This window comes from Pantoea sp. JV6, from assembly GCF_025910055.1.
Lineage (GTDB): Bacteria > Pseudomonadota > Gammaproteobacteria > Enterobacterales > Enterobacteriaceae > Pantoea > Pantoea agglomerans.
Genome location: NZ_JAPCIM010000002.1, coordinates 235,433 through 255,991 on the forward strand (window position 1 = coordinate 235,433; position 20,559 = coordinate 255,991).

The 20,559-nt window shown below is 56.3% G+C and carries 18 protein-coding genes and 1 pseudogene; 7 read left to right on the forward strand and 12 right to left on the reverse strand.

The window, feature by feature from the left end; translation table 11 throughout:
• The first annotated feature begins 187 nt into the window (after positions 1 to 187).
• The gene (locus OK412_RS01730; RefSeq protein ID WP_033788223.1) at positions 188 to 508 is read left to right on the forward strand and encodes a hypothetical protein; all 321 of its coding nucleotides are present in this window, start codon (positions 188 to 190) and stop codon (positions 506 to 508) included.
• Here the strand turns inward: OK412_RS01730 and yejF are convergent.
• The 9 genes from yejF to yeiP all read right to left on the reverse strand — a co-directional run bounded on the left by yejF (position 495) and on the right by yeiP (position 11,321).
• A complete protein-coding gene (gene yejF, locus OK412_RS01735) occupies positions 495 to 2,099 on the reverse strand; it encodes a microcin C ABC transporter ATP-binding protein YejF (protein ID WP_264352609.1) in 1,605 nt (534 codons plus the stop codon). The genes OK412_RS01730 and yejF overlap by 14 nt on opposite strands.
• Positions 2,100 to 3,122, reverse strand: a complete 1,023-nt coding sequence (locus tag OK412_RS01740; RefSeq protein ID WP_033772273.1) for an ABC transporter permease — start codon at positions 3,120 to 3,122, stop codon at positions 2,100 to 2,102.
• On the reverse strand, positions 3,119 to 4,213 hold the full coding sequence (locus tag OK412_RS01745) for a microcin C ABC transporter permease YejB (protein WP_010248326.1): 1,095 nt from the start codon (positions 4,211 to 4,213) through the stop codon (positions 3,119 to 3,121). Before OK412_RS01745 ends, OK412_RS01740 begins: the two co-directional genes overlap by 4 nt.
• 11 nt (positions 4,214 to 4,224) lie before the next feature.
• A complete protein-coding gene (locus OK412_RS01750; protein WP_264352610.1) occupies positions 4,225 to 6,033 on the reverse strand; it encodes an extracellular solute-binding protein in 1,809 nt (602 codons plus the stop codon).
• 43 nt (positions 6,034 to 6,076) lie between these two features.
• Positions 6,077 to 7,639, reverse strand: a complete 1,563-nt coding sequence (locus tag OK412_RS01755) for a cyclic di-GMP phosphodiesterase (RefSeq protein WP_029519627.1) — start codon at positions 7,637 to 7,639, stop codon at positions 6,077 to 6,079.
• 222 nt (positions 7,640 to 7,861) lie between these two features.
• Entirely contained in the window at positions 7,862 to 8,437 is a 576-nt protein-coding gene (gene mepS / locus OK412_RS01760) for a bifunctional murein DD-endopeptidase/murein LD-carboxypeptidase (RefSeq protein ID WP_010248316.1), read from the reverse strand.
• Between the two features lie 513 nt (positions 8,438 to 8,950).
• On the reverse strand, positions 8,951 to 9,658 hold the full coding sequence (locus OK412_RS01765; protein WP_010671014.1) for a phosphatase PAP2 family protein: 708 nt from the start codon (positions 9,656 to 9,658) through the stop codon (positions 8,951 to 8,953).
• A 45-nt stretch (positions 9,659 to 9,703) separates the two neighbouring features.
• Positions 9,704 to 10,672, reverse strand: coding sequence for a CobW family GTP-binding protein (locus OK412_RS01770; protein WP_264352611.1), 969 nt, complete (start codon positions 10,670 to 10,672; stop codon positions 9,704 to 9,706).
• Between the two features lie 76 nt (positions 10,673 to 10,748).
• Complete coding sequence (gene yeiP, locus OK412_RS01775) at positions 10,749 to 11,321, reverse strand: elongation factor P-like protein YeiP (RefSeq protein ID WP_003854146.1); 573 nt, start codon at positions 11,319 to 11,321, stop codon at positions 10,749 to 10,751.
• Between the two features lie 343 nt (positions 11,322 to 11,664).
• Between yeiP and OK412_RS01780 the strand changes: the two genes are divergently transcribed.
• Positions 11,665 to 11,919, forward strand: a complete 255-nt coding sequence (locus OK412_RS01780) for a YkgJ family cysteine cluster protein (protein ID WP_031292689.1) — start codon at positions 11,665 to 11,667, stop codon at positions 11,917 to 11,919.
• Positions 11,920 to 11,958: 39 nt separating this feature from the next.
• Here OK412_RS01780 and OK412_RS01785 read toward each other — a convergent pair.
• A pseudogene (locus tag OK412_RS01785) lies at positions 11,959 to 12,195 on the reverse strand (type II toxin-antitoxin system VapC family toxin); the annotation flags it as partial.
• Positions 12,196 to 12,507: 312 nt separating this feature from the next.
• Here OK412_RS01785 and fruB point away from each other — a divergent pair.
• Genes fruB through fruA form a run of 3 tightly spaced genes read left to right on the forward strand, consistent with a single transcriptional unit; the run spans position 12,508 to position 16,302 of the window.
• Complete coding sequence (fruB, locus tag OK412_RS01790; RefSeq protein ID WP_010248303.1) at positions 12,508 to 13,638, forward strand: fused PTS fructose transporter subunit IIA/HPr protein; 1,131 nt, start codon at positions 12,508 to 12,510, stop codon at positions 13,636 to 13,638.
• Positions 13,635 to 14,573 carry a 1-phosphofructokinase gene (gene fruK, locus OK412_RS01795; protein WP_010248301.1) on the forward strand — a complete coding sequence of 313 codons (939 nt, stop codon included), beginning with the start codon at positions 13,635 to 13,637 and terminating at the stop codon, positions 14,571 to 14,573. Before fruB ends, fruK begins: the two co-directional genes overlap by 4 nt.
• A gap of 16 nt (positions 14,574 to 14,589) precedes the next feature.
• Positions 14,590 to 16,302, forward strand: a complete 1,713-nt coding sequence (fruA, locus tag OK412_RS01800; protein WP_033778749.1) for a PTS fructose transporter subunit IIBC — start codon at positions 14,590 to 14,592, stop codon at positions 16,300 to 16,302.
• 890 nt (positions 16,303 to 17,192) lie between these two features.
• Here fruA and nfo read toward each other — a convergent pair.
• Entirely contained in the window at positions 17,193 to 18,038 is an 846-nt protein-coding gene (nfo, locus tag OK412_RS01805; protein ID WP_010671008.1) for a deoxyribonuclease IV, read from the reverse strand.
• Positions 18,039 to 18,089: 51 nt separating this feature from the next.
• Complete coding sequence (locus OK412_RS01810) at positions 18,090 to 19,145, reverse strand: YeiH family protein (RefSeq protein WP_052272103.1); 1,056 nt, start codon at positions 19,143 to 19,145, stop codon at positions 18,090 to 18,092.
• Positions 19,146 to 19,251: 106 nt separating this feature from the next.
• Here OK412_RS01810 and OK412_RS01815 point away from each other — a divergent pair, with 106 nt between their 5' ends.
• Positions 19,252 to 19,626 (forward strand): YkvA family protein, encoded by a 375-nt coding sequence (locus tag OK412_RS01815; RefSeq protein ID WP_031592072.1) that lies wholly within the window; start codon positions 19,252 to 19,254, stop codon positions 19,624 to 19,626.
• Between the two features lie 9 nt (positions 19,627 to 19,635).
• Positions 19,636 to 20,502, forward strand: coding sequence for a DNA-binding transcriptional regulator YeiE (gene yieE / locus OK412_RS01820; RefSeq protein ID WP_010248285.1), 867 nt, complete (start codon positions 19,636 to 19,638; stop codon positions 20,500 to 20,502).
• The last annotated feature ends 57 nt before the right edge of the window (positions 20,503 to 20,559 follow it).

Genomic DNA, 20,559 nt, shown 5'->3' on the forward strand with positions numbered 1-20,559 from the left:
TAAAATGATTGTTAACGGCGTGTGAACGCGGTACATATAGGCTGAAGTGCGATGTGAGTCGCAAAAATGCGCTTCTGCAATCCACACGGACGGGCCATTAAACCCTGTCCGGACTCAGCGGTTATCAGGCCGCTTCCAACTGGGCTGCTTTGTGTTGCGACATAAACTCATCCGGGGAGAGTAAACTATGCTGCAACTTTCGATTGTGCATCGTCTGCCACAGCATTTTCGCTGGGCCAGCGATCACCACAGTGCTATCGAATCCGATGACGCAACGCTGGACGAGCAGGATTTCGTTGCGCTGCGATTGATCAGCCATGATGGCATTCCGGCGTGGGAGATCCTTCAGCAGCTAAAAGAGGTTCTGGCGGATATTCAGGTCGATTGTAAAGTGGCCGAGTGCGAAGGACAGCCCTGCCTGTTCATTCAGCGTCGTGACGAAAGCGCCACCAACTGCTGCCTGAAAAATCAGGGCGTAGCGATTGCCGAGACTTTTATCGCAGGTTGAGTTGCGCCGACTGCAGCAGCTCGCGGGTATACCCGGCCGCGGGTGAAGCAAACAACCTTTCACACTCTCCCTGTTCCACCACTTCTCCCTGACGCAGCACAATAAGCTGATGGCACAGGGCGCGCACCACATCCAGATCGTGACTGATAAACAGATAGCTGAGCTGCCGCTGCTGCTGTAAGCGGCGCAACAGCGTCAGAATCTGCTTCTGCACCGTGCGATCCAGCGATGAGGTCGGTTCATCCAGCACCAGCAACTCCGGCTCCAGAATCAGTGCACGCGCAATGGCAATACGCTGTCGCTGACCGCCCGAAAATTCGGCCGGATAACGATGGCGACTTTCCGCTTCAAGCCCCACCTCCGCCATTACCTCGATGACCCGCTGCTCCTGTTGCGCACGGCTAAGTTCGGGCTGATGTACCGCAAGCCCTTCCGCAATGATCTGCTGCACTGTCATACGCGGATTCAGTGAAGAGTTAGGATCCTGAAACACCACCTGAATGCGCTGACGCAGCGGCAATAACTGACGACGTGACAGCTGATACAGCGGCTGGCCGTCAAACCAGACTTCGCCGCGCGAGGCAATCAGCCGCAGCAGTGCCAGCCCGGTAGTGCTTTTACCTGATCCGGACTCGCCCACCAGCCCCAGACTTTCGCCGCGCCGCAGGCTGAAGCTCAGCCCGGAGAGCACCTGTTTCTCACCACTCTGCCGGCGGAACAGCCCGCGCCGCAGCGGAAAGCTGACCTGAAGATTATCGACCCGAAGAATGACCGGCGCGTCTGCGGGCAGCGGCAGCGCTTTTCCTTCCGGTTCGGCAGCCAGCAACTGCTGGCTGTAAGGGTGTTGCGGCTGATTCAGCAGGGTCTGGCAGCGGTTCTGTTCGACGATGTGACCATTGCGCATCACGCTGACGTTATCCGCCAGCTGACGCACGATATTCAGGTTATGGGTGATAAACAGCATGCCCATATTCAGCTCATGCTGCAGTTCACGAAGCAGCGTCAGGATTTGCGCCTGCACCGTCACATCCAGCGCGGTGGTTGGCTCATCGGCAATCAGCAGCTGAGGCTCGGTCAGCAGCGCCATGGCGATCATCACCCGCTGACGTTCCCCACCCGAGAGCTGGTGGGGGAAATCATTGAGCCGGGTGGCGGGCTGCCGTATCCCGACCCGATCAAGCACGCTGAGAATTTCACCGCGTGCCGCCGGACGACGCAGGCCGCGATGCAGCGACAGCACTTCATAAAGCTGCTTCTCCACGGTGTGCAGCGGATTAAGCGATACCATCGGCTCCTGAAAAATCATCGCGATCTGGTTGCCGCGAATCCCGCGCAGGCGCTGCTCGCGCGCGCGCAGCAGATCTTCACCGTTAAACAGAATCTCCCCGCTGGGATAAGCCACCGCAGCCTCATGCAGCAGTCGCATCACCGACAGTGCCGTAACGCTCTTGCCGGAACCCGACTCGCCCACCAGCGCCAGCGTTTCGCCCGCGTCGATGCGCAGTGAAACGTCATTCACCACCTGGCGAAGCGTCTGGCCCTGACGAAAGGCGACTGAGAGATGATTGATGGCAAGCAATGGCGTGTTCATTCAGGCTCCTTTGCCCGGATCAAAAGCGTCGCGTACCGCTTCGCCAATAAAAATCAGCAGCGAAAGCAGGATCGCCAGGGTGAAAAAGCCCGCCAGGCCTAACCAGGGTGCCTGCAGGTTATTTTTGCCCTGCAGCAGTAACTCGCCCAGCGAGGGCGAACCCAGCGGCAGGCCAAAGCCGAGAAAGTCGAGTGAGGTCAGCGTGGTAATCGATCCGCACAGAATAAATGGCAGGAAGGTCAGGGTGGCGACCATGGCGTTAGGCAGCATGTGGCGCAGCATAATCCGGCCGTCGCTGACCCCCAGCGCCTGCGCCGCACGGATGTAATCAAAGTTTCGGGTACGCAGAAACTCGGCCCGGACCACGCTGACCAGGCTCATCCAGCCGAAAGCCACGGTGACCAGCAGCAGCCACCAGAAACCCGGCTGGATCACGCTGGAGAGGAGAATCAGAAGAAACAGCGCAGGCATGCCGGACCAGACTTCAATCAGCCGCTGCCCAATCAGGTCAATCCTGCCGCCGAAATAGCCCTGCACCGCGCCGACCACAATCCCGATGACGCTGGAGAAGAGCGTCAGCATCAGTCCGAACAGCAGAGAAATGCGCGTGCCATAGAGCAGGCGTGCCATCACGTCGCCGCCGTTAGCATCCGTGCCGAGCCAGTTCTGCGCAGAGGGCGGAGAGGGGAAGGGTACCTCGGTGGCAAAGTTGATGGTGCTGTCGCTGAAACGAATCGGTGCCCATATGGCCCAGCCATTCTGCTCAATGCGCTGCCGCAGCCAGGGATCCTGATAATCCGCCGCTGTCGCCAGTGCGCCGCCATAGTCGGTCTCGCTGTAGTCAAACAGCAGCGGCACTGTCCAGCGCTGCTGGTAATGCACCAGCAGTGGCTTGTCATTGGCAATCAGTTCGGCACCCATCGACAGCAGAAAGATGATCAGAAAGATCCACAGCGACCAGTAGCCGCGCCGGTTATGACGAAAGCGCTGCCAGCGCTGTTGATTTAGCGGAGAGAGCGTCATGAGCGGCTCCCGAAATCGATGCGCGGATCGACCAGCGTATAGGTCAGATCACTGAGAATATTCATCAGCAAACCTATCAGCGTAAAAATATAGAGCGTGCCAAACATCACCGGATAGTCGCGTTGCAGAGTCGCATCATAGCCGAGTAGTCCAAGCCCGTTGAGCGAGAACATCACCTCGATCAGCACCGAGCTGGTAAAGAACATGCTGATAAAGGTGGCGGGGAAGCTGGCGATCACCAGCAGCATCGCATTGCGAAACACATGGTGATAGAGAATACGGCGCTCCGGCACCCCTTTGGCGCGCGCAGTCACCACATAGAGCTTGCGGATCTCATCCAGAAACGCGTTTTTCGTCAGCATGGTCAGCGTGGCGAAGCCGCCGATCACTGTCGCCAGCACCGGCAGGGCGATATGCCAGAAGTAGTCCAGCACTTTGCCATACCAGGGCAGTGTGTCGTGCTGCGCAGAGGTGAGGCCGCGCAGCGGAAACCAGTCCAGATAGCTACCACCGGCAAACAGCACGATTAACATGATGCCAAACAGAAAAGCCGGGATGGAGTAGCCAATGATAATAAAAGCGCTGCTCCAGACATCGAAAGCGCTGCCATTGCGCACCGCTTTGCGGATCCCCAGCGGGATCGACACCAGGTAGATGATCAGTGTGCTCCATAATCCCAGACTGATCGAAACCGGCAGGCTCTCTTTGATCAGCCCGATCACCGAGGCACTGCGAAACAGGCTGTCGCCAAAATCCAGACGCAGATAATTCCACAGCATCTCGCCGTAACGCTGCCAGAGAGGTTTATCGAAACCGTAACGCTGTTTAATCTCAGCAATCACTTCGGGATCCAGCCCGCGTGCGCCACGATACTGATTATCGGCAGGATTGAGATGACTGACGCTGGCGCGTGAACCGGCGCTGTCTGCGCCACTGCCGGGCAGACCGGTTGTCTGACCAAACTGAATGTTAGCCAGCGCCTGATCGACCGGTCCGCCGGGCGCGATTTGCACGATAAAAAAATTAAGCGTGATGATCGCCCATAACGTCGGGATGATCAGCAGCAATCTGCGCAGAAAGTAAGCGGCCAACGGTGATCTCCTTAGCGTTTGCTGGCCGGCAGGCGTCCGGCTTTGTTTGTGTCGTACCACCAGTTTTCCAGTCCGACGCTGTAGGCTGGCTTGCGGGCAGGGTGAGAAAACTTTTCCCAGTACGCCAGCCGCTGCTCTGCGTTGTACCACATCGGGATCATATACGCATTCCACAGCAGCACCCGGTCCAGCGCCTGGGCCAGCGGCCGCAGCGCGGCGGGATCACCCTGATGCGCCACAATCTGTTTCACGAAATGATCGACTACAGGCTCTTTGACCCGCGCGGTATTCCACGACGAGGCGATAAAGTCAGACTGCCACAGGATCTGCAGACTGGAGGTCGGGATCGGCATTGCCCCATAGACCGTGGCAATCATGTCATAGTCGCCTTCGCGCCACCGCCGCAGATACTGCGAGTTATCGATCTGCCGCAGGTTCAGCGTAATGCCAAGCCGGGAAAGATTGTGCTGGAACGGTAACGCCCAGTCGGTATTGGTGCCACCGCGCAGCAGGAGTTCTATGGTAAACGGCTGACCGGTTTTATCATTGACCAGACGGCGATTTTTTATCTGCCAGCCCGCCTGTTCCAGCAGGTCAGACGCTTTTAACAGGCTGGCGCGGTCATAGCCGCTGCCGTCGGTTTTGTGTGGCTGATAAGGCTGGCAGAACAGCTCAGGTGGCAGTTGCGCGCGCCAGGGTTCAAGCAGGGCCTGCTGCTGTGCATCCGGCACGCCGCTGGCCGCATACGCCGTGTTCTGGAAATAACTGCTGGCGCGCTGCCAGGCACCGTAATAGAGCGCCTTGTTCATCCACTCGAAATCGAACATCAGTGACAGCGCCTGACGCACGCGGCGATCCTGGAACAGCGGTTTTTCATTGTTGAATGCCAGCCAGCGGGTATCGATAGCGGCATCGTTAGGCGTGGTCTCTTTAACGATGCTGCCATCGTCAAAATTGCGGCCACGATACTGAGTGGCCCATTTCTTTGCCGATGTCTCTTCACGCAGATCGTAAGCACCCGCCTTGAAGGCTTCAAATGCCACATTGTCATCCAGATAGTAGTCATAACGCATTCGATCAAAATTAAAGCGTCCGCGATTGACCGGCAGATCAGCGGCCCAGTAATCTTTTACCCGGCTGAACTCAATAAACTGTCCCAGCTTCCAGCGAGTGATGCGATAGGGTCCGCTCGACAAGGGTGGCTCGCTTAACGGCTCATTAAACTTCTTATCGCGCCAGAACGACTCTGCGATAACCGGCAGCGTCAGTAAGCCAAGCAGCAGATCTTTATCCGGCTTCTGTGCCTCGATGCGTACAGTGAGATCGTTCAACGCTTTAACGGTCACACCACGGTAGGCGACGCGAAATTGAGGCACGCCCTCGGTCATGAATTTCTGATAGGTGAACGCCACGTCGCGGGCGGTGATGGGTGTGCCATTCTGAAAACGTGCGCGGGGATTAAGGCGGATCTCAATCCATGTAAAATCGCTGGCGTAGCGCGCTGACTCGGCAATCAGCGGATAATAACTGCCAGGTTCATCGTCTGAGCTGGTGTAAAGCCCATCATAAAGCGTGCCGGTGTTAATGCCCGGATTACCGCGAGAAGCGTAGCGGTTGAAGTTGTCGTAAGTGCCCACTACCGCCATGGTGATGCTGCCGCCTTTGGGTGCGCGGGGATCGGCGTAGTCGTAATGGCTGAAGCCAGGCGGATATTTCGCTTCACCGGCCTGGGTGAACGCGTAGCTTTGCTGGACAGAGGCCGCCAGCAGCGGGGCGCTGAGCAGGCCGCACAGCAGCAGAAGTCCGGAACGAAACAGCATGCACTCTCCTGTCAGATGTCTGGCGCGATTGGGCCAGGTAGTGTCAGGCGTTATGACGCCGGAAATAGTCTATCAGCGTTTCCGGTCGCAGCGGACGGCTAAAGATGTAACCCTGCAGATGGGTCACACCGCGGTTAATCAGCCAGGCAGCCTGCTCGCCGGTTTCTACCCCTTCGGCCACACTTTTCAGATTCAGCTTCTTCGCCAGCTGCAGCACGGTATCGAGCACCGGCGAGGTCAGGCTATCCGTACCGATGCTCTGAACAAAGCCGCGATCAATTTTCAGATAATCAAAGTCATAACGTTCCAGATAGATCAGCGCGCTGTGACCGGTACCGAAATCATCAATGGCGATATGGATCTGCTGCTGATGCAGCCAGTCAAACAGTTCTCCAACGTTTTCGTCGCGCACCATGGCTCGCTCGGTGATCTCAAACACGTAAGTAAAGTGGTCCGCAGGCATAGTATCAAGCCAGCGCAGCACATCCTGACGGAAACCGCTGTCAGCCAGATGCAGGGGCGAAATGTTGAGGCTGAGGCAGGCATGACGGGGAATGGTATGACACAGCAGGTGGGCATCACGGGAAACCAGCTGAAACAGATGTCGGGTCAGGGGAATAATCAGGTTCTGCGCCTCGGCATAGTGAATAAACACATCGGGCGGAATCGGGCCTTTCGTCGGGTGGGTCCAGCGCAGTAACGCTTCCATCCCATACGGCTGACCATCATGGGAGGTGACCAGCGGCTGATATTCGACGTGAAATTCACCGCGCTTCATGCCCCGAATCAGCTCTTTACCAGGGCGCTGATAAACCGACAACAGCAGCCAGCAAGCGCCTGAAACCAGCAGCGACAGTAGCAGGCCGCTCAGCAGGATATTCTGATAATCGCTGAACGCCAGAGTGGAACCGTACAACACAAACTGCAGCGGATAGCCTGTCAGCGCCTGCCGGTGCAGCGGCGTCGGCAGGTTTTTATTCTGCATGACGACGGATTGCCAGCTGGTTAAGGCACTGCGTTGTGCCACCAGTGCCATACCGGTGATTTCCGGATGCCCGGACGCCAGCAGCTGATAGGGTGCCAGGGTAATATTCAGCGTCGCGAAAACGCCTGACTGCAGGCTGCCGGGATTTTTGATCCACAACGCCAGCGCCGGTTTATTGGGCTGCAACGGCGTGCCCGGCATCAGCTGCAGATCGATATCACGCGAAATATCACTCAGGGGCGCAATTACATTGAGCGGCAGATTAAAACTGCCGGTGGCCGAGGAGCAAAAGGCATTACCTTCTTTAACCAGCAGGATGGCACGAAGATTTCCGGCAAATGCGGCGCGTGAGGTGAGTTCACGATTGATGGTATTGCAGGCAGTGTGGGTAAACGGAAGCAGGGGACTGAGAGTACTGTTAATCAGGCTGGAGAGCGTTTGCTGCAATGCCGTGCGGCTGTTCTCCAGCAGTTGCTGATGCTGTCGTTCGCGCTTCTGCCAGGTCTGGTGAAGCGAGAGTGCAGCAAATAACAGAAAGAATAAGCCGCCAGCCATCGCACTACTCCATGCGATACGGCGAGGATAGGTGGCATGGCGCCGTAGCGCCCCCGACAGTGGCATGAGGAGCTTCCCCTAATCAAATTATTATTATGTTATTGCGCACGACGGCTTCGGTTTAAGCGACCGAGAATATAACGAGACGGCGGGAAATGTCTTGCTATTAATCTGAGTCAGAATGCTTTTATCTTATATAACTGCTGGTAAAAATGATTAAAGGCGAAAAAAAACGCTGCATAAGCAGCGTTTCATTTTCTCTGGCTGAGAGAAGATCGAAAGTGGTTATCAGGTCGGGTTACGACTTAATACACGGCGTCCTTCACGGTAGCGCTTTTTCCAGTAATCATCATTCAGACTGGAGATCATCACGCCACTGCTGGTCGAGGCATGAACGAAGTTATCGTTGCCAAGATAGATGCCAACGTGACGGCCCGTAGAGCCTGCACGGAACATCACCAGATCGCCGGGACGCAGTTTACTGCGGGTAATCTCTTTACCGGTGTCCTGCTGCTGAGAGGTAGAACGCGGTAATTCTAAGCCAAACTGATCGCGGAAGGTGCGTTGTACAAAGGCGGAACAATCGATCCCGCGTTTAGTATCGCCACCGAGGCGATAGCGGACACCTTTCCAGACGGCGTATTGTTCCATGATGCGCGACTTAACGTCGACATTACGCACCATTTCTTCAAACTCATCCTGAGACGCCTGAAGTAAAAAACCATTGTGGTTGTTAACTTCATGATTCTCGTTATTCGCGTTTTGACTGCTATGGGTACTGCTACAAGCTGAGAGGAGTGTTGCCAGCGCCACTGCGGGCACGATCCGCAAGATATATCTCAGTATTGGTTGAGACTTGACCATTATTCGGGTTTTCCTTCGATTTCCTTACGACAAGATTGTCGCCAGCCAGATGACAAAACAGGGAGATTAATAAGCGAAACAGACTAAGACAAATCCTTAATTACTAAAATGTGTTAATGGACACATTTTAACGGTAAAAAATCCGAATTTTCTGCCGCTTTTGCCTCACTGCGACTGAGGTTAACTGATTACAGACGCCGTGGCGAGTGCTTTTAATCAATTTCATATAGGTTTTTTTGATGTGAAATCAAACCGTAACACACTGACTACTTTAGCTACAATTGTGGTCAAATGATGGTGAGAACAGGGAGTTAAAGGGGGGCTAATTCGGGGCATAGCCGCTATTTTTAGAGTTTTCTTTATTGACAGAGGATATTGGCGACTATTTAACCTGCCAGCAGGGTCATAACCTTTTCTTTTCGTGAATTTAATTAGCAGGCTAATAGTGATGGGGTGTTTTTTATAAGCGCGGGCGGTTCAAACCAGGGGGTTTAAATCGCCCGCGCTTAACATTTACGTCACGGGCTTATATTTACCCGGCAATTTGCGATAAAACCAGTTAACCAATACGTCACTGGCTGGCGTTAATAGCCACCAGCTCAGACCCACTAATACCACCGACATTGAACCGACGGCAACATCGGTAAACCAGTGCGCACCGGCCATGATGCGTGGCAGTGAAAATATCACCACAATAGCCGTGGCAATTAAAAAGCGGCTGAAACCAAAGTAACGCCAGATAAAGCAGGCGAAAATGATCAGCATCATACCGTGGTCGCCGGGGAAGCTATCTTTTGAAGCATCTTTAGCGGGAATACCGGTCAGTTCACTGACGCGATGCACGTTTTCGAAGAACAGTGTCGGACTGGAGTGTTTAACCGGCAATAAATGGCCCAGCTGATTGAGAACGACGGCGGTCAGCAGCATGGTGATGCCGATTGCCAGCATCCGGCGCTGCGCCTGTGGCGTTTCGCGCCGCCAGATCGACAGGTAAAGCAGACCCATCGCCAGCAATGACACCGCATCAAAACCACGGTAATTCGTGATAGCGACGATCAGCGCGAACAGCGGATGGGTCACCATCTGGCTATTGAAGCCAAAGAAAATAGATTTATCGACGCCGAACCAGAAGCCATGTTCCGGGGGCAGATACCATGACAGAAATAGCACCACGCCCAGTGCATTAAGCAGCAGGATAGTAATAAGGCGAGTTACGCGCATAGTTAAACTCATTATTATTAAAAATAACCGCCGACAATACCTCTGTCAGCGTAAACGGCACTTCAACAATGCCGATTGTAGACGATTCCAGTCAGCCTGTTGAGAATGAATGATCTCAATGCGGCTATCGGATGGCGGTGAGGGGAGTGTTTCACTCTGCAGCTCATTTGCCTGGCGATTGATACGCAGAGCGCCTTCTTTCGTGCGCATCACTCCTTTAACGCGATCTACCGGCGCCTGCCGAACCCATTCCAGCAGCGTGCCGCTGTCGAACAGCGTATCACCATCAAACAGCCAGCCGCAGGCGCTAAAGCCCTGTCCGTGGTTCAGCGCCCGACGCCAGCGCGCCTCGCCATTCAGTCGCAACGCCGCCAGACCGCTGGTGGGACCCGACGAATGATGGTGCTGCGGCACGGGAAGCTCGCGCGGCTGCCGGGGTGTATCCAGCAGAGAAAGGGGGATCTGACCAAATTCTGTCTCTATCAGAGGGCGCGCAGGCTGCATCTGCTGCTGCCAGTCAGCCAGGCGCTGACGATCCGCCTGATCCCAGCAGTCGCGCTTATTAGCGATAATAAGGTCGGCGGCAGCCAGCTGATCGCGGAAGTTTTCATTGGCAACGATACGAGGATTGGCCAGCTGACGCGCATCCAGCAGCGTCAGTGTGGCATTCAGTTGCAGCCACGACTGATAGACGGGCGCACTCAACATCTCCAGCACCTGACGAGGATGGCCCAGGCCGGTTGGCTCGATCAGCAGCCGATCGGGTTTGCTCTTCAGCAGCATATTCAGCCCGACCTGCATCGGCAGGCCATTCACACAGCACAGGCAGCCGCCGGGGATCTCTTTCAGCGTGGCACCGCGATCGGCCAGCAGGGCGCCGTCGATCCCGATCTCGCCAAATTCATTAACCAGCACCGCCCAGTTTTCCCCGGACGGCCTGGCAGCCAGCAGATGGCAGAGCAGCGTGGTTTTGCCGCTGCCCAAAAAACCGGTAATCAGATTAACGCGTGTCATGGGAGTGACTCCTGCCGGGGAATAACGTGATAATGTAATAATATAACACTATCACGATCGGCAGCAGGCTTCTGATTTAGTCTGCACGGCCCATATAGCGGCGTTCAGCAATGTGGATGCGGATGCGGTCACCGTTGCTGAGGTATTCCGGTACCTGAATCGAGAGGCCTGTACTCATACCGGCGGGTTTGGTGCGGGCGCTGGCGGAAGCACCTTTAATGCCTGGTGAGGTATCAACAATCTCCATATCCACGGTTTGTGGCAGTTCCAGCGCCAGGACCTGACCTTCCATCGTCAGCACGTGAATGCCAGGGATACCGCCTTCGGGGATAAACAGCAGCTCCTCTTCAATCTGCTCCTGTTTAAAGGAGTAGGGGGTGTAATCCTCATCATCCATAAAAATATATTCGTCACCATCTATATAAGAGAAGGTCACGCTGCGACGGCTGAGCGAAATTGCATCAATAATCTCGTCGCCTTTAAAGCGCTCTTCCACTTTTAAACCGGTGCGGACATCGGTAAAGCGCATTTTATACAGGGTGGCGGCACCGCGTGCGCTGGGGCTCTGGACATCAATATCTTTAACCAGCAGCAGTTTACCGTTGTGCGTGACGGCCATCCCTTTTTTAATTTCATTGGCTTTTGGCATTGCTGTTCTCGCTATCTTGAGAGTGAAGTGCGCGCAACGTTACTCGCGCCGATGAAAACTGGCAATATCACCGGCGTGAAATTTTGTCTCAGGCCGCGGCTTTCATAGCAATTGCCGCCCCGGACTGCTATTGTCGCCGCGACTTTCTCTGCCTGAGCACAGCATGCAATGCCGTAGCCAGGGCGGTGCCTGTTGCATAGCGCGCGCTATTTCTTCACCGATTTCTGGCATGGGTGACAGTGAACGATTTAAGCAGGAAGTTAAGAGCTGAAGGGTGTGGTGTCGCTCCCTCTGAGGTTCTGTTACTGTCTGTTGTATCCTGAAGGTCGCGTGAGAGGTGTTAATGCAGTGTCGTATTGATTGTGGTGCCTGCTGCATCGCGCCGTCAATCTCCAGCCCCATCCCCGGAATGCCGCAGGGTAAACCCGCGAATGTCCGATGCATTCAGTTATCGGATGAAAATTTGTGCATGATTTTCGGTTCAGATCTAAGGCCGAAAGTATGCGGAAGTCTGCAACCTTCAGTTGATATGTGTCTTACAGATCGTACCTCAGCCATGACCTACCTGATTGAGCTTGAAGCCAGCACTCGTGCCTGAGAACCCTCCCACCGCTTAGATTCAGCCCAGCGTCAGCAGTTAGCTGACCCACTCTTCCAGCTGCAATCCGGGTACCCGTTCAAACTCGCGTGTGTTATTGGTCACCAGAATAGTCCTGGCCGCAATGGCATGCCCGGCAATCGCGGTGTCGTTGAGACCAATGGGCGTTCCGGCAGCAGCCAGCGCCGCTTTGATTTCAGTGGTTGCATCTACCGCTGCGCGATCCCATGAAAGCACAGCATCAAGACGTGCGCAGAATGCATCCACCAATTGCAAACGTATCTGCTGTAAACCGAAGCGGATACCGCGCCCTGAGGCGCTGACGCTGCTGAAGTTTTTCGGTCCACTCATTCTCACTTTACAGCAGCAGCGTCAGCCTGTTCGTCCGTTAATCCGCTAAACCTGCCCGAAATGTGCGTAACGTCAAAAATCTGCTACGCCGTTTGCGCATTTTCTTGCCTGGTGAAAGCGGCTGTACCACAATCCCTGAAACGTTTCAGCGGTGACTGCGCCATCTGTTTTCCTCAGCATGGCGTAAAATCTTTCCCACTAGCTGAAACGATTCAATCTCAGCAAGCGAGGAGAATTATGTTCCAGCTCGAATTGCAGGCCATCCATACCGGAGCCAGCGCCCAGAATAAAGAAGAGGCCATTCGTCAGGTTGCTGCCGCGTTAACCGCGGCGGGCAATGTGACCGAAGGGTACGTCAACGGCATGCTGGCGCGCGAACAGCAGACCTCAACCTTTCTTGGCAACGGCATCGCAATCCCTCATGGCACCACCGATACCCGCGATCTGGTGCTGAAAACCGGCGTTCAGGTATTCCAGTTTCCGCAGGGCATCGCCTGGGGTGACGATCAGACAGCCTATGTTGCCATCGGGATTGCCGCTAAGTCGGATGAACATCTGGCGCTGCTGCGTCAGCTGACCCATGTGCTGAGCGATGACACCATTGCAGAACAGTTAAAAACCGCCTCTGCTGAAGATCTTCGTGCGTTGCTGATGGGCGAGAAACAAGCCGCTGAATTCAGCTTCGACACCTCATTAATTACGCTCAACGTGGCTGCCAGTGATCTGATCACCCTCCAGGCGATGAACGCCGGTCGGCTGCAGTCCGCTGGTGTGGTGGATGCCAGCTACGTCGCAGACGTAGTTTCAACGCCTCCGCTGAATCTGGGGCAGGGTATCTGGCTCAGCGACAGCAGCCTCGGCAACCTGCGCAGCGGCGTGGCTATCAGCCGCGCTGAACATGCCTTCGACCATCAGGGCGAATCGGCTGCGATGTTAATCAGCGTTTCGGCGACCGATGAACGTCCGCTGGAAGTGTTGGGTTACCTCAGCGCATTGCTGCAGCAGGGCAAAGCGGATCGTCTGTTGAAAGCGGATGCTGCAGGCGTTTACGCACTGCTCACCAGCGAAGTCGATGAGCAGGCTGACGTGCTGACGGCTGAATTTACCATTCGCAACGAACACGGCCTGCACGCCCGTCCAGGCACGGCGCTGGTCAGCGTGATCAAGCAGTTCAACAGCGACATCACCGTGACCAATCTCGACGGCAGCGGCAAACCCGCTAATGGCCGCAGCCTGATGAAAGTGGTTGCGCTGGGCGTGAAGAAAGGTCATCGCCTGCGCTTCACCGCCAGCGGTGAAGATGCACAGCAGGCACTGAACGCGATTGAAGAAGCGATCACCAGTGGTCTGGGTGAGGGGGCATCATGAGCAGACGCGTCGCCACCATTACGCTGAATCCGGCGTATGATCTGGTGGGATATACCCCTGAAATTGAACGTGGCGAAGTTAACCTGGTGAAAACCACCGGGCTGCATGCTGCGGGCAAGGGCATCAACGTAGCCAAAGTACTTAAAGATCTGGGTATCGATGTCACCGTCGGTGGCTTCATGGGGAAAGAGAATCAGGACGGTTTCCAGCAGTTGTTCAGTGAGCTGGGCATAGCCAACCGTTTCCATGTCGTGCCTGGCCGTACCCGTATCAACGTTAAACTCACTGAACAGACCGGTGACGTCACCGATCTGAATTTCTCCGGTTTTCAGGTGACGGCGCAGGACTGGGATCGTTTTACTACCGATTCTCTGACCTGGCTGGGCCAGTTCGATATGGTCTGTGTCAGCGGTAGCCTGCCAGAGGGCGTCGACCACGATGCCTTTACCCGCTGGATGACCGAACTTCGCACCCACTGCCCATGCATCATCTTTGACAGCAGCCGCGAGGCGCTGGTGGCAGGACTGAAGGCGGCACCGTGGCTGGTTAAACCTAACCGACGTGAGCTGGAAATCTGGGCCGGTCGCAAACTGCCAACCCTGCAGGATGTGATTGGCGCTGCGCACGAACTGCGCGAGCAGGGTATCGCCCATGTGGTGATTTCGCTGGGCGCAGAAGGCGCTCTGTGGGTCAACGCTTCTGGCGAATGGATCGCTAAACCGCCGGTGTGCGAAGTGGTCAGCACCGTGGGTGCAGGCGACTCAATGGTTGGCGGCCTGATTTATGGCCTGCTGATGCGCGAATCCAGCGAACACACGCTGCGTCTTGCGACTGCCGTGGCGGCGATGGCCGTCAGCCAGAGCAATGTTGGCGTTTCCGATCGTACTCAGTTGGCCGCAATGATGGCGCGCGTCGACTTACAACCCGTTAACTGACAGCAGGAGAGCGATAATGAAAACGCTGCTGATTAAAGACCCTACACTGGGACTGGCTTCCGCATATATGGCACAACAGCGTCTGGCGGCTGCCGCCGCTGCGGCGGGCCTGACCCTGACTGATAATCCTGCCGACGCTGAGCTGGCGATTGTGCTGGGCAAAAACGTGCCGGACGATGCGGCGCTGAACGGCAAAGCGGTCTGGCTGGGCGATATCCAGCTGGCAGTACGTGAGCCAGAAACCTTCCTGAACCGCGCGAAAGCAGAAGCGAAAACCTGGCAGGCAACGGCTGCGGTAGCAACGCCTGCAGCAGGCGCACCTGCTGCACCGGCTCAGGCTGGCGCGCAGAAACGCGTCGTCGCGGTGACCGCCTGTCCGACCGGCGTGGCGCATACCTTTATGGCTGCCGAGGCCATTCAGGCTGAAGCGACCCGTCGCGGCTGGTGGGTGAAAGTTGAAACCCGTGGTTCAGTGGGTGCCGGTAATGCGATCACTCCGGAAGAAGTCGCTGCCGCCGATCTGGTGATCGTCGCAGCTGATATCGAAGTCGATCTGGCGAAATTTGCCGGTAAGCCGATGTACCGTACCTCAACCGGTCTGGCGCTGAAGAAAACCGCGCAGGAGCTGGATAAAGCGGTAGCAGAAGCGAAGCCGTATAAAGCGGCGGCTGGCGGACAGAACAATAGCAGTGAAGAAGAGAAGAAAGGCGGAGCAGGGGCTTATCGTCACCTGCTGACCGGTGTTTCTTACATGCTGCCGATGGTGGTCGCAGGTGGTCTGAGCATCGCGCTGTCGTTTGCCTTTGGTATCACGGCGTTTAAAGAGCAGGGCACGCTGGCTGCGGCGCTGATGCAAATTGGTGGTGGCAGCGCCTTTGCCCTGATGGTGCCGGTGCTGGCGGGCTTTATCGCCTTCTCCATCGCTGACCGTCCGGGTCTGACGCCGGGTCTGATTGGCGGTATGATCGCCACCAGCATCAACGCAGGTTTCTTAGGCGGTATTATCGCGGGCTTTATTGCCGGTTATGCGGCGAAGCTGATCAGCGGCAAAGTTAAACTGCCGCAGAGTATGGAAGCGCTGAAACCGATACTGATTATTCCCCTGTTCGCCAGTCTGATCACCGGTCTGCTGATGATCTATGTAGTGGGTAAACCGGTTGCTGGCATCATGAACGGCCTGACGCACTGGCTGGCCAACATGGGAACGGCGAATGCGGTCCTGCTGGGTGCCATTCTGGGCGGCATGATGTGTACCGATATGGGCGGTCCGGTAAACAAAGTGGCTTACGCGTTTGGCGTCGGGTTACTGAGTTCGCAGACCTATGCGCCAATGGCAGCCATTATGGCAGCCGGTATGGTGCCACCGCTGGCGATGGGGCTGGCGACGCTGGTTGCCCGTCGTAAATTCAATAAAGGTCAGCAGGAAGGTGGTAAAGCAGCACTGGTTCTGGGTCTCTGCTTTATCTCTGAAGGCGCGATTCCGTTTGCCGCCCGTGACCCGATGCGCGTTCTGCCTTGCTGTATCGTTGGCGGTGCAACCACCGGCGCGATCTCCATGGCGATTGGCGCAAAACTGATGGCTCCGCACGGTGGACTGTTCGTACTGCTGATCCCTGGCGCGATTACCCCGGTTATCGGCTATCTGATGGCGATTATCATCGGCACCGCGATTGCGGGTCTGAGCTATGCGGTACTGAAACGTCCGGAAGAGCAGCTGGTGAAAGCCTGATTTGCAGAAGTGCATAATCTGCTGAAGTGAAAATAACAGGGAGCCGGATGGCTCCCTGTTTGCATTTACAGACGGTTCCCGAAGTCAAAGCGATGGGAGCATACGCCTGGAGTAAAGCATCGCGGGCCATGGACAAAAAGCCGGGAGCGTTTTTGAACAACGCAAAGCGTTGGCCCGGCTGCGGGCGCACCTTAGGGATGAGGTGCGTAATCGCCCGCGCTGCGCCTGCCAGGGATGGCGTTTTTTTGCGTCTTTACGGAAGGCGTATGCTCCCTGAGCCAGCGTTCTCTCTAAACGAAAAGGGAGCATGCCAGCCAGTTAAGCGACAGGTGATAACGCAGTCTGGTGCCGCTCAGGGGCTGGCGGTCCTCGCGCCGCTGCGCGGTTCCTTCACTTCATTCGCCTGCCTGACGGACCGCCGGGGATGGCACATCCTGTGCCGCCCCGCCTTTCGCCCGCGTCCTGCGGGCTCTCCTGGCAGACTCATTCCGTTCAGCGCTGCGGATTGCCTGCTCCTGATCGCCACCGGCCTGCTCTGAAGCTTCTGGTGCGTACTGTTAAAAAGGGCACGAGAGTGGAGGCCTGAGCGCCTCTGCTGCTGAAAGGGCTATCCGCAGCGCTGAGGCGTGACGGTGGGCCAGAAGTCCACGCCGGGAAGCGTGGACAGTTCGGGGCCGGCCAGGGAGGGCCGATCCCCGAACGGTTCGTCGGCACGACGTCAAAGCCGAAGGTACCGCGTGAGCGGCGCGAGGACGGCCCGGCAGCAGCAGAGGTGCTCTGGCCCGCACTGCGGCTCGCTCGCACTGACAAAAAAGCTGCCACGTTTGACCGTGACAGCCTTTACAAATCTAATCTTAACTGACCAGCATTAAGCCAGCTGGCTCCCTTTTCTATCCCTGCTGTTCGGCTTTCAGCCAGGCAATCTCATCTTTCCAGATATCAGGATTAATGGTTTCCAGAATCAACGGGATGCCATCAAACCGCGGATCTTTCATCAGCCAGCTAAACGCTGTTTTGCCGATATTGCCTTCACCCAGGCTGTGATGGCGGTCAACGCGACTGTCGAAGGCGCTTTTGGCATCGTTAAGGTGCATGCCGCGCAGATAGTTAAAGCCGACAATGCGCTCAAATTCGGCGAAGGTCGCTTCGCAATCCGCTTCGGTACGCAGATCATAACCACCAGCAAACGCATGGCAGGTATCAATACAGACGCCGACACGCGATTTATCTTCAACATGCTCAATAATGGTGGCGAGATGCTCGAAGCGGAAACCCAGATTACTGCCCTGACCGGCGGTATTCTCAATGACGGCGGTGACGTTCTGGCTCTGGTCGAGAGCGATGTTGATCGACTCCGCAATCCGCTTCAGACAGGCCTCCTCATCAATCTGATGCAGATGGCTGCCCGGATGGAAGTTCAGCAAAGTCAGGCCCAGCTGGTCGGCACGTCGCAGCTCATCAATAAAAGCGGCGCGGGATTTCTCCAGCGCCTCTTCAACCGGATGACCCAGGTTTATCAGGAAACTGTCGTGCGGCAGGATTTGCTGCGGACCGAATTTGTACGTCTCGCAGGCGGCGCGAAAAGCATCAATCACCTCAGTCGAGAGCGGGGCGGCCTTCCACTGACGTTGATTTTTAGTAAAGAGCGCGAAGGCGGTGGCTTCTATTTCATGGGCGCGGATCACTGCCTGATCCACGCCACCTGCCGCACTCACGTGTGCGCCAATATATTTCATGCCTTTCTCCTGGGGCTGTGCACGGATGAGACGGCATGATACCCGATGCCGCTAGCCCATGAAATGTTGCACCAGCAGATTGATTGCACCGCCGCCCGCGATTAACCAGACAAACACCATCGCACCCAGCAGCAGCGGTTTAACGCCTGCCTCACGCAATGCCCCGAAACGGGTGGTCAATCCCAGCGCCGCCATCGCCATCGCCAGCAGCAGACCCGCCAGCTGATTCAGCGTGGTCACCACCGCGGCAGGCAGCAGCTGCAGCGAGTTAAACAGTGCGACGGCAATAAACAGCAGGGCGAACCAGGGAAATGTCACAGCCTGGCGCGCGTTGCTTCCTTGACGTTTGCCGCGTATCACGGCGCTCAGGCAGAGCAGAAAGGGAGCCAGCATCATTACCCGCAGCATTTTGGCAATGACCGCACTGTTCTCAGCTTCCGGGCTGATGCTGTGTCCGGCGGCCACCACCTGCGCCACTTCATGGATGGTTGAGCCGGTAAAAACCCCGAACTGCGATGCACTGAGATCCGGGAACAGCTCATGCGCCAGCGGCCACAGCAGCGGATAGATAAAGATCGCCAGCGTGCCGAACAGCACCACGGTCGCGATAGCCACCGCAACTTTCGACGGCGCGGCTTTGACTACCGGCTCGGTCGCCAGTACAGCCGCAGCACCGCAGATACTGCTGCCCGCACCAATCAGCCAGACGGTATCGCGATCCAGCTTCAGCAGCCGCATGCCCAGCAGGCAGGTTATCAGGAAGGTACTGGTCAGGGTCAGCGCATCAATCAGGATGCCGCTGAAACCGACGTCAGCGATTTGTTGTAAAGTGATGCGAAAGCCAAACAGGATGATCCCCAGCCGCAGCAGTTTCTGCTTAGCCAGCAGCACGCCGTTGTCGCAGCGTGACGCCAGCGGCGAATAGATGCTGTTACCGACCAGGATGCCCAGCATAATCGCCAGAGTCAGTGAACCCAGCCCCAGGGCGGCAATCATCGGTTGCTGCGCCAGCCAGCTGGCTGCCCCGGCAATCACGGCGGTCAGCAGCAGACCCGGGATCCAGAGCGGAACGGGATGATGCGGTTTAGCGATGCTCAGTTCAGTCATAGTGGTCACTCCTCCTGGTTGAGACCCGATCATGACGGCGACTGGCTTAAAAGTGAAATTGATAATATATTTATAATTAACCAGAATAAACGATAAGGCAGCAATCATGATAGTTTCGCGTCTGCGCCGCTGGGCGACGCTGATCAAAAGAGATGTGTTTGTGCTGGGGTTTGCCTTCCGCGATCCCCGCACACCCTGGTGGAACAAGCTGGGGATGCTGGGGCTGGTCGCCTATGGCATCAGCCCGATCGATCTCATTCCTGATGTCATCCCCTTTGTCGGTCTGCTGGATGACGCGGTGATTATTCCGACGGGCGTCATGGTGCTGCTGCGTTTACTGCCGAGAGAGGTGCGCATCAGCAGCAGCGAGCGGGCGCAGTCTCAACGTTCGCGTGGCAAAAAGATTGCAGGCTGGCTGGTGGCGATAGGGCTGATCTGGCTGGCATTAATCATTTACCTGGTCAGGCAGTCACTGAGTTAAGAGGCAACGATGCACATTACGCTGCGGCAAATTGAAGTTTTCACCGAAGTGCTTAAGAGCGGCTCCACCACTCAGGCTTCGCAACTGCTGGCGCTGTCGCAGTCGGCGGTGAGTGCAGCGCTGGCCGATCTGGAGAGTCAGCTCGGCGTGCAACTGTTTGACCGCGTCGGCAAACGGCTGGTGCTGAATGAGCATGGACGGCTGCTCTATCCCCGTGCAGTAGGGCTGCTGGAGCAGGCGGGCGAAATCGAGCAGCTGTTTAAAGAGGATAACGGCGCGATCCGCATCTTTGCCAGCAGCACCATCGGTAACTATCTGCTGCCAGGTATGATGGCCGCTTATCGTCGCGATTTTCCCCGCCTGCCGCTGGAGCTGAGTGTCGGCAACAGTCAGGATGTGATTCAGGCGGTTTCCGATTTCCGCGTCGATGTCGGATTGATTGAAGGGCCGTGCCATATGACCGAGCTGGTCAGTGAACCCTGGCTCGAAGATGAGCTGGTGGTGTTTGCCGCGCCAGATGCGGCGATTCTGCAACAGCCGGTGACGCTGCAAACCCTGGCTGACGCCCCGTGGATCCTGCGCGAACGCGGCTCCGGCACCCGTGAAATTGTCGATTATCTGCTGCTGTCGCATCTGCCGAGTTTTCAGCTGGGCATGGAGCTGGGCAATTCCGAGGCGATTAAACATGCGGTGCGGCACGGCATGGGCATCAGCTGTCTTTCGCGCCGGGTGATTGCCGATCTGCTGGAGGCGGGCACGCTGGTTGAACTGACGATTCCGCTGCCGCGTCTTATCCGCACGCTCTATCGCATCCACCACCGGCAGAAGCATATTTCCAAAGCACTGACGCGGTTTTTTTCCTATTGTCGCGAGTAATTACTAATAATTCCGGCGCGATCATGAAGTTAACTAATAACAGGTTGGCATTCGCTA

Bases quoted from the DNA above. Each gene is read 5' to 3' on its own strand.
- OK412_RS01730 (WP_033788223.1), top strand. From the start codon at position 188: ATGCTGCAACTTTCGATTGTGCATCGTCTGCCACAGCATTTTCGCTGG.
- yejF (WP_264352609.1), bottom strand. From the start codon at position 2,099: ATGAACACGCCATTGCTTGCCATCAATCATCTCTCAGTCGCCTTTCGT.
- yeiP (WP_003854146.1), bottom strand. From the start codon at position 11,321: ATGCCAAAAGCCAATGAAATTAAAAAAGGGATGGCCGTCACGCACAAC.
- OK412_RS01755 (WP_029519627.1), bottom strand. From the start codon at position 7,639: ATGCCACTGTCGGGGGCGCTACGGCGCCATGCCACCTATCCTCGCCGT.
- yieE (WP_010248285.1), top strand. From the start codon at position 19,636: ATGCACATTACGCTGCGGCAAATTGAAGTTTTCACCGAAGTGCTTAAG.
- fruK (WP_010248301.1), top strand. From the start codon at position 13,635: ATGAGCAGACGCGTCGCCACCATTACGCTGAATCCGGCGTATGATCTG.
- OK412_RS01810 (WP_052272103.1), bottom strand. From the start codon at position 19,145: ATGACTGAACTGAGCATCGCTAAACCGCATCATCCCGTTCCGCTCTGG.
- nfo (WP_010671008.1), bottom strand. From the start codon at position 18,038: ATGAAATATATTGGCGCACACGTGAGTGCGGCAGGTGGCGTGGATCAG.
- mepS (WP_010248316.1), bottom strand. From the start codon at position 8,437: ATGGTCAAGTCTCAACCAATACTGAGATATATCTTGCGGATCGTGCCC.
- OK412_RS01765 (WP_010671014.1), bottom strand. From the start codon at position 9,658: ATGCGCGTAACTCGCCTTATTACTATCCTGCTGCTTAATGCACTGGGC.
- OK412_RS01815 (WP_031592072.1), top strand. From the start codon at position 19,252: ATGATAGTTTCGCGTCTGCGCCGCTGGGCGACGCTGATCAAAAGAGAT.
- fruB (WP_010248303.1), top strand. From the start codon at position 12,508: ATGTTCCAGCTCGAATTGCAGGCCATCCATACCGGAGCCAGCGCCCAG.
- OK412_RS01770 (WP_264352611.1), bottom strand. From the start codon at position 10,672: ATGACACGCGTTAATCTGATTACCGGTTTTTTGGGCAGCGGCAAAACC.
- OK412_RS01750 (WP_264352610.1), bottom strand. From the start codon at position 6,033: ATGCTGTTTCGTTCCGGACTTCTGCTGCTGTGCGGCCTGCTCAGCGCC.
- OK412_RS01740 (WP_033772273.1), bottom strand. From the start codon at position 3,122: ATGACGCTCTCTCCGCTAAATCAACAGCGCTGGCAGCGCTTTCGTCAT.
- OK412_RS01780 (WP_031292689.1), top strand. From the start codon at position 11,665: ATGCAGTGTCGTATTGATTGTGGTGCCTGCTGCATCGCGCCGTCAATC.
- fruA (WP_033778749.1), top strand. From the start codon at position 14,590: ATGAAAACGCTGCTGATTAAAGACCCTACACTGGGACTGGCTTCCGCA.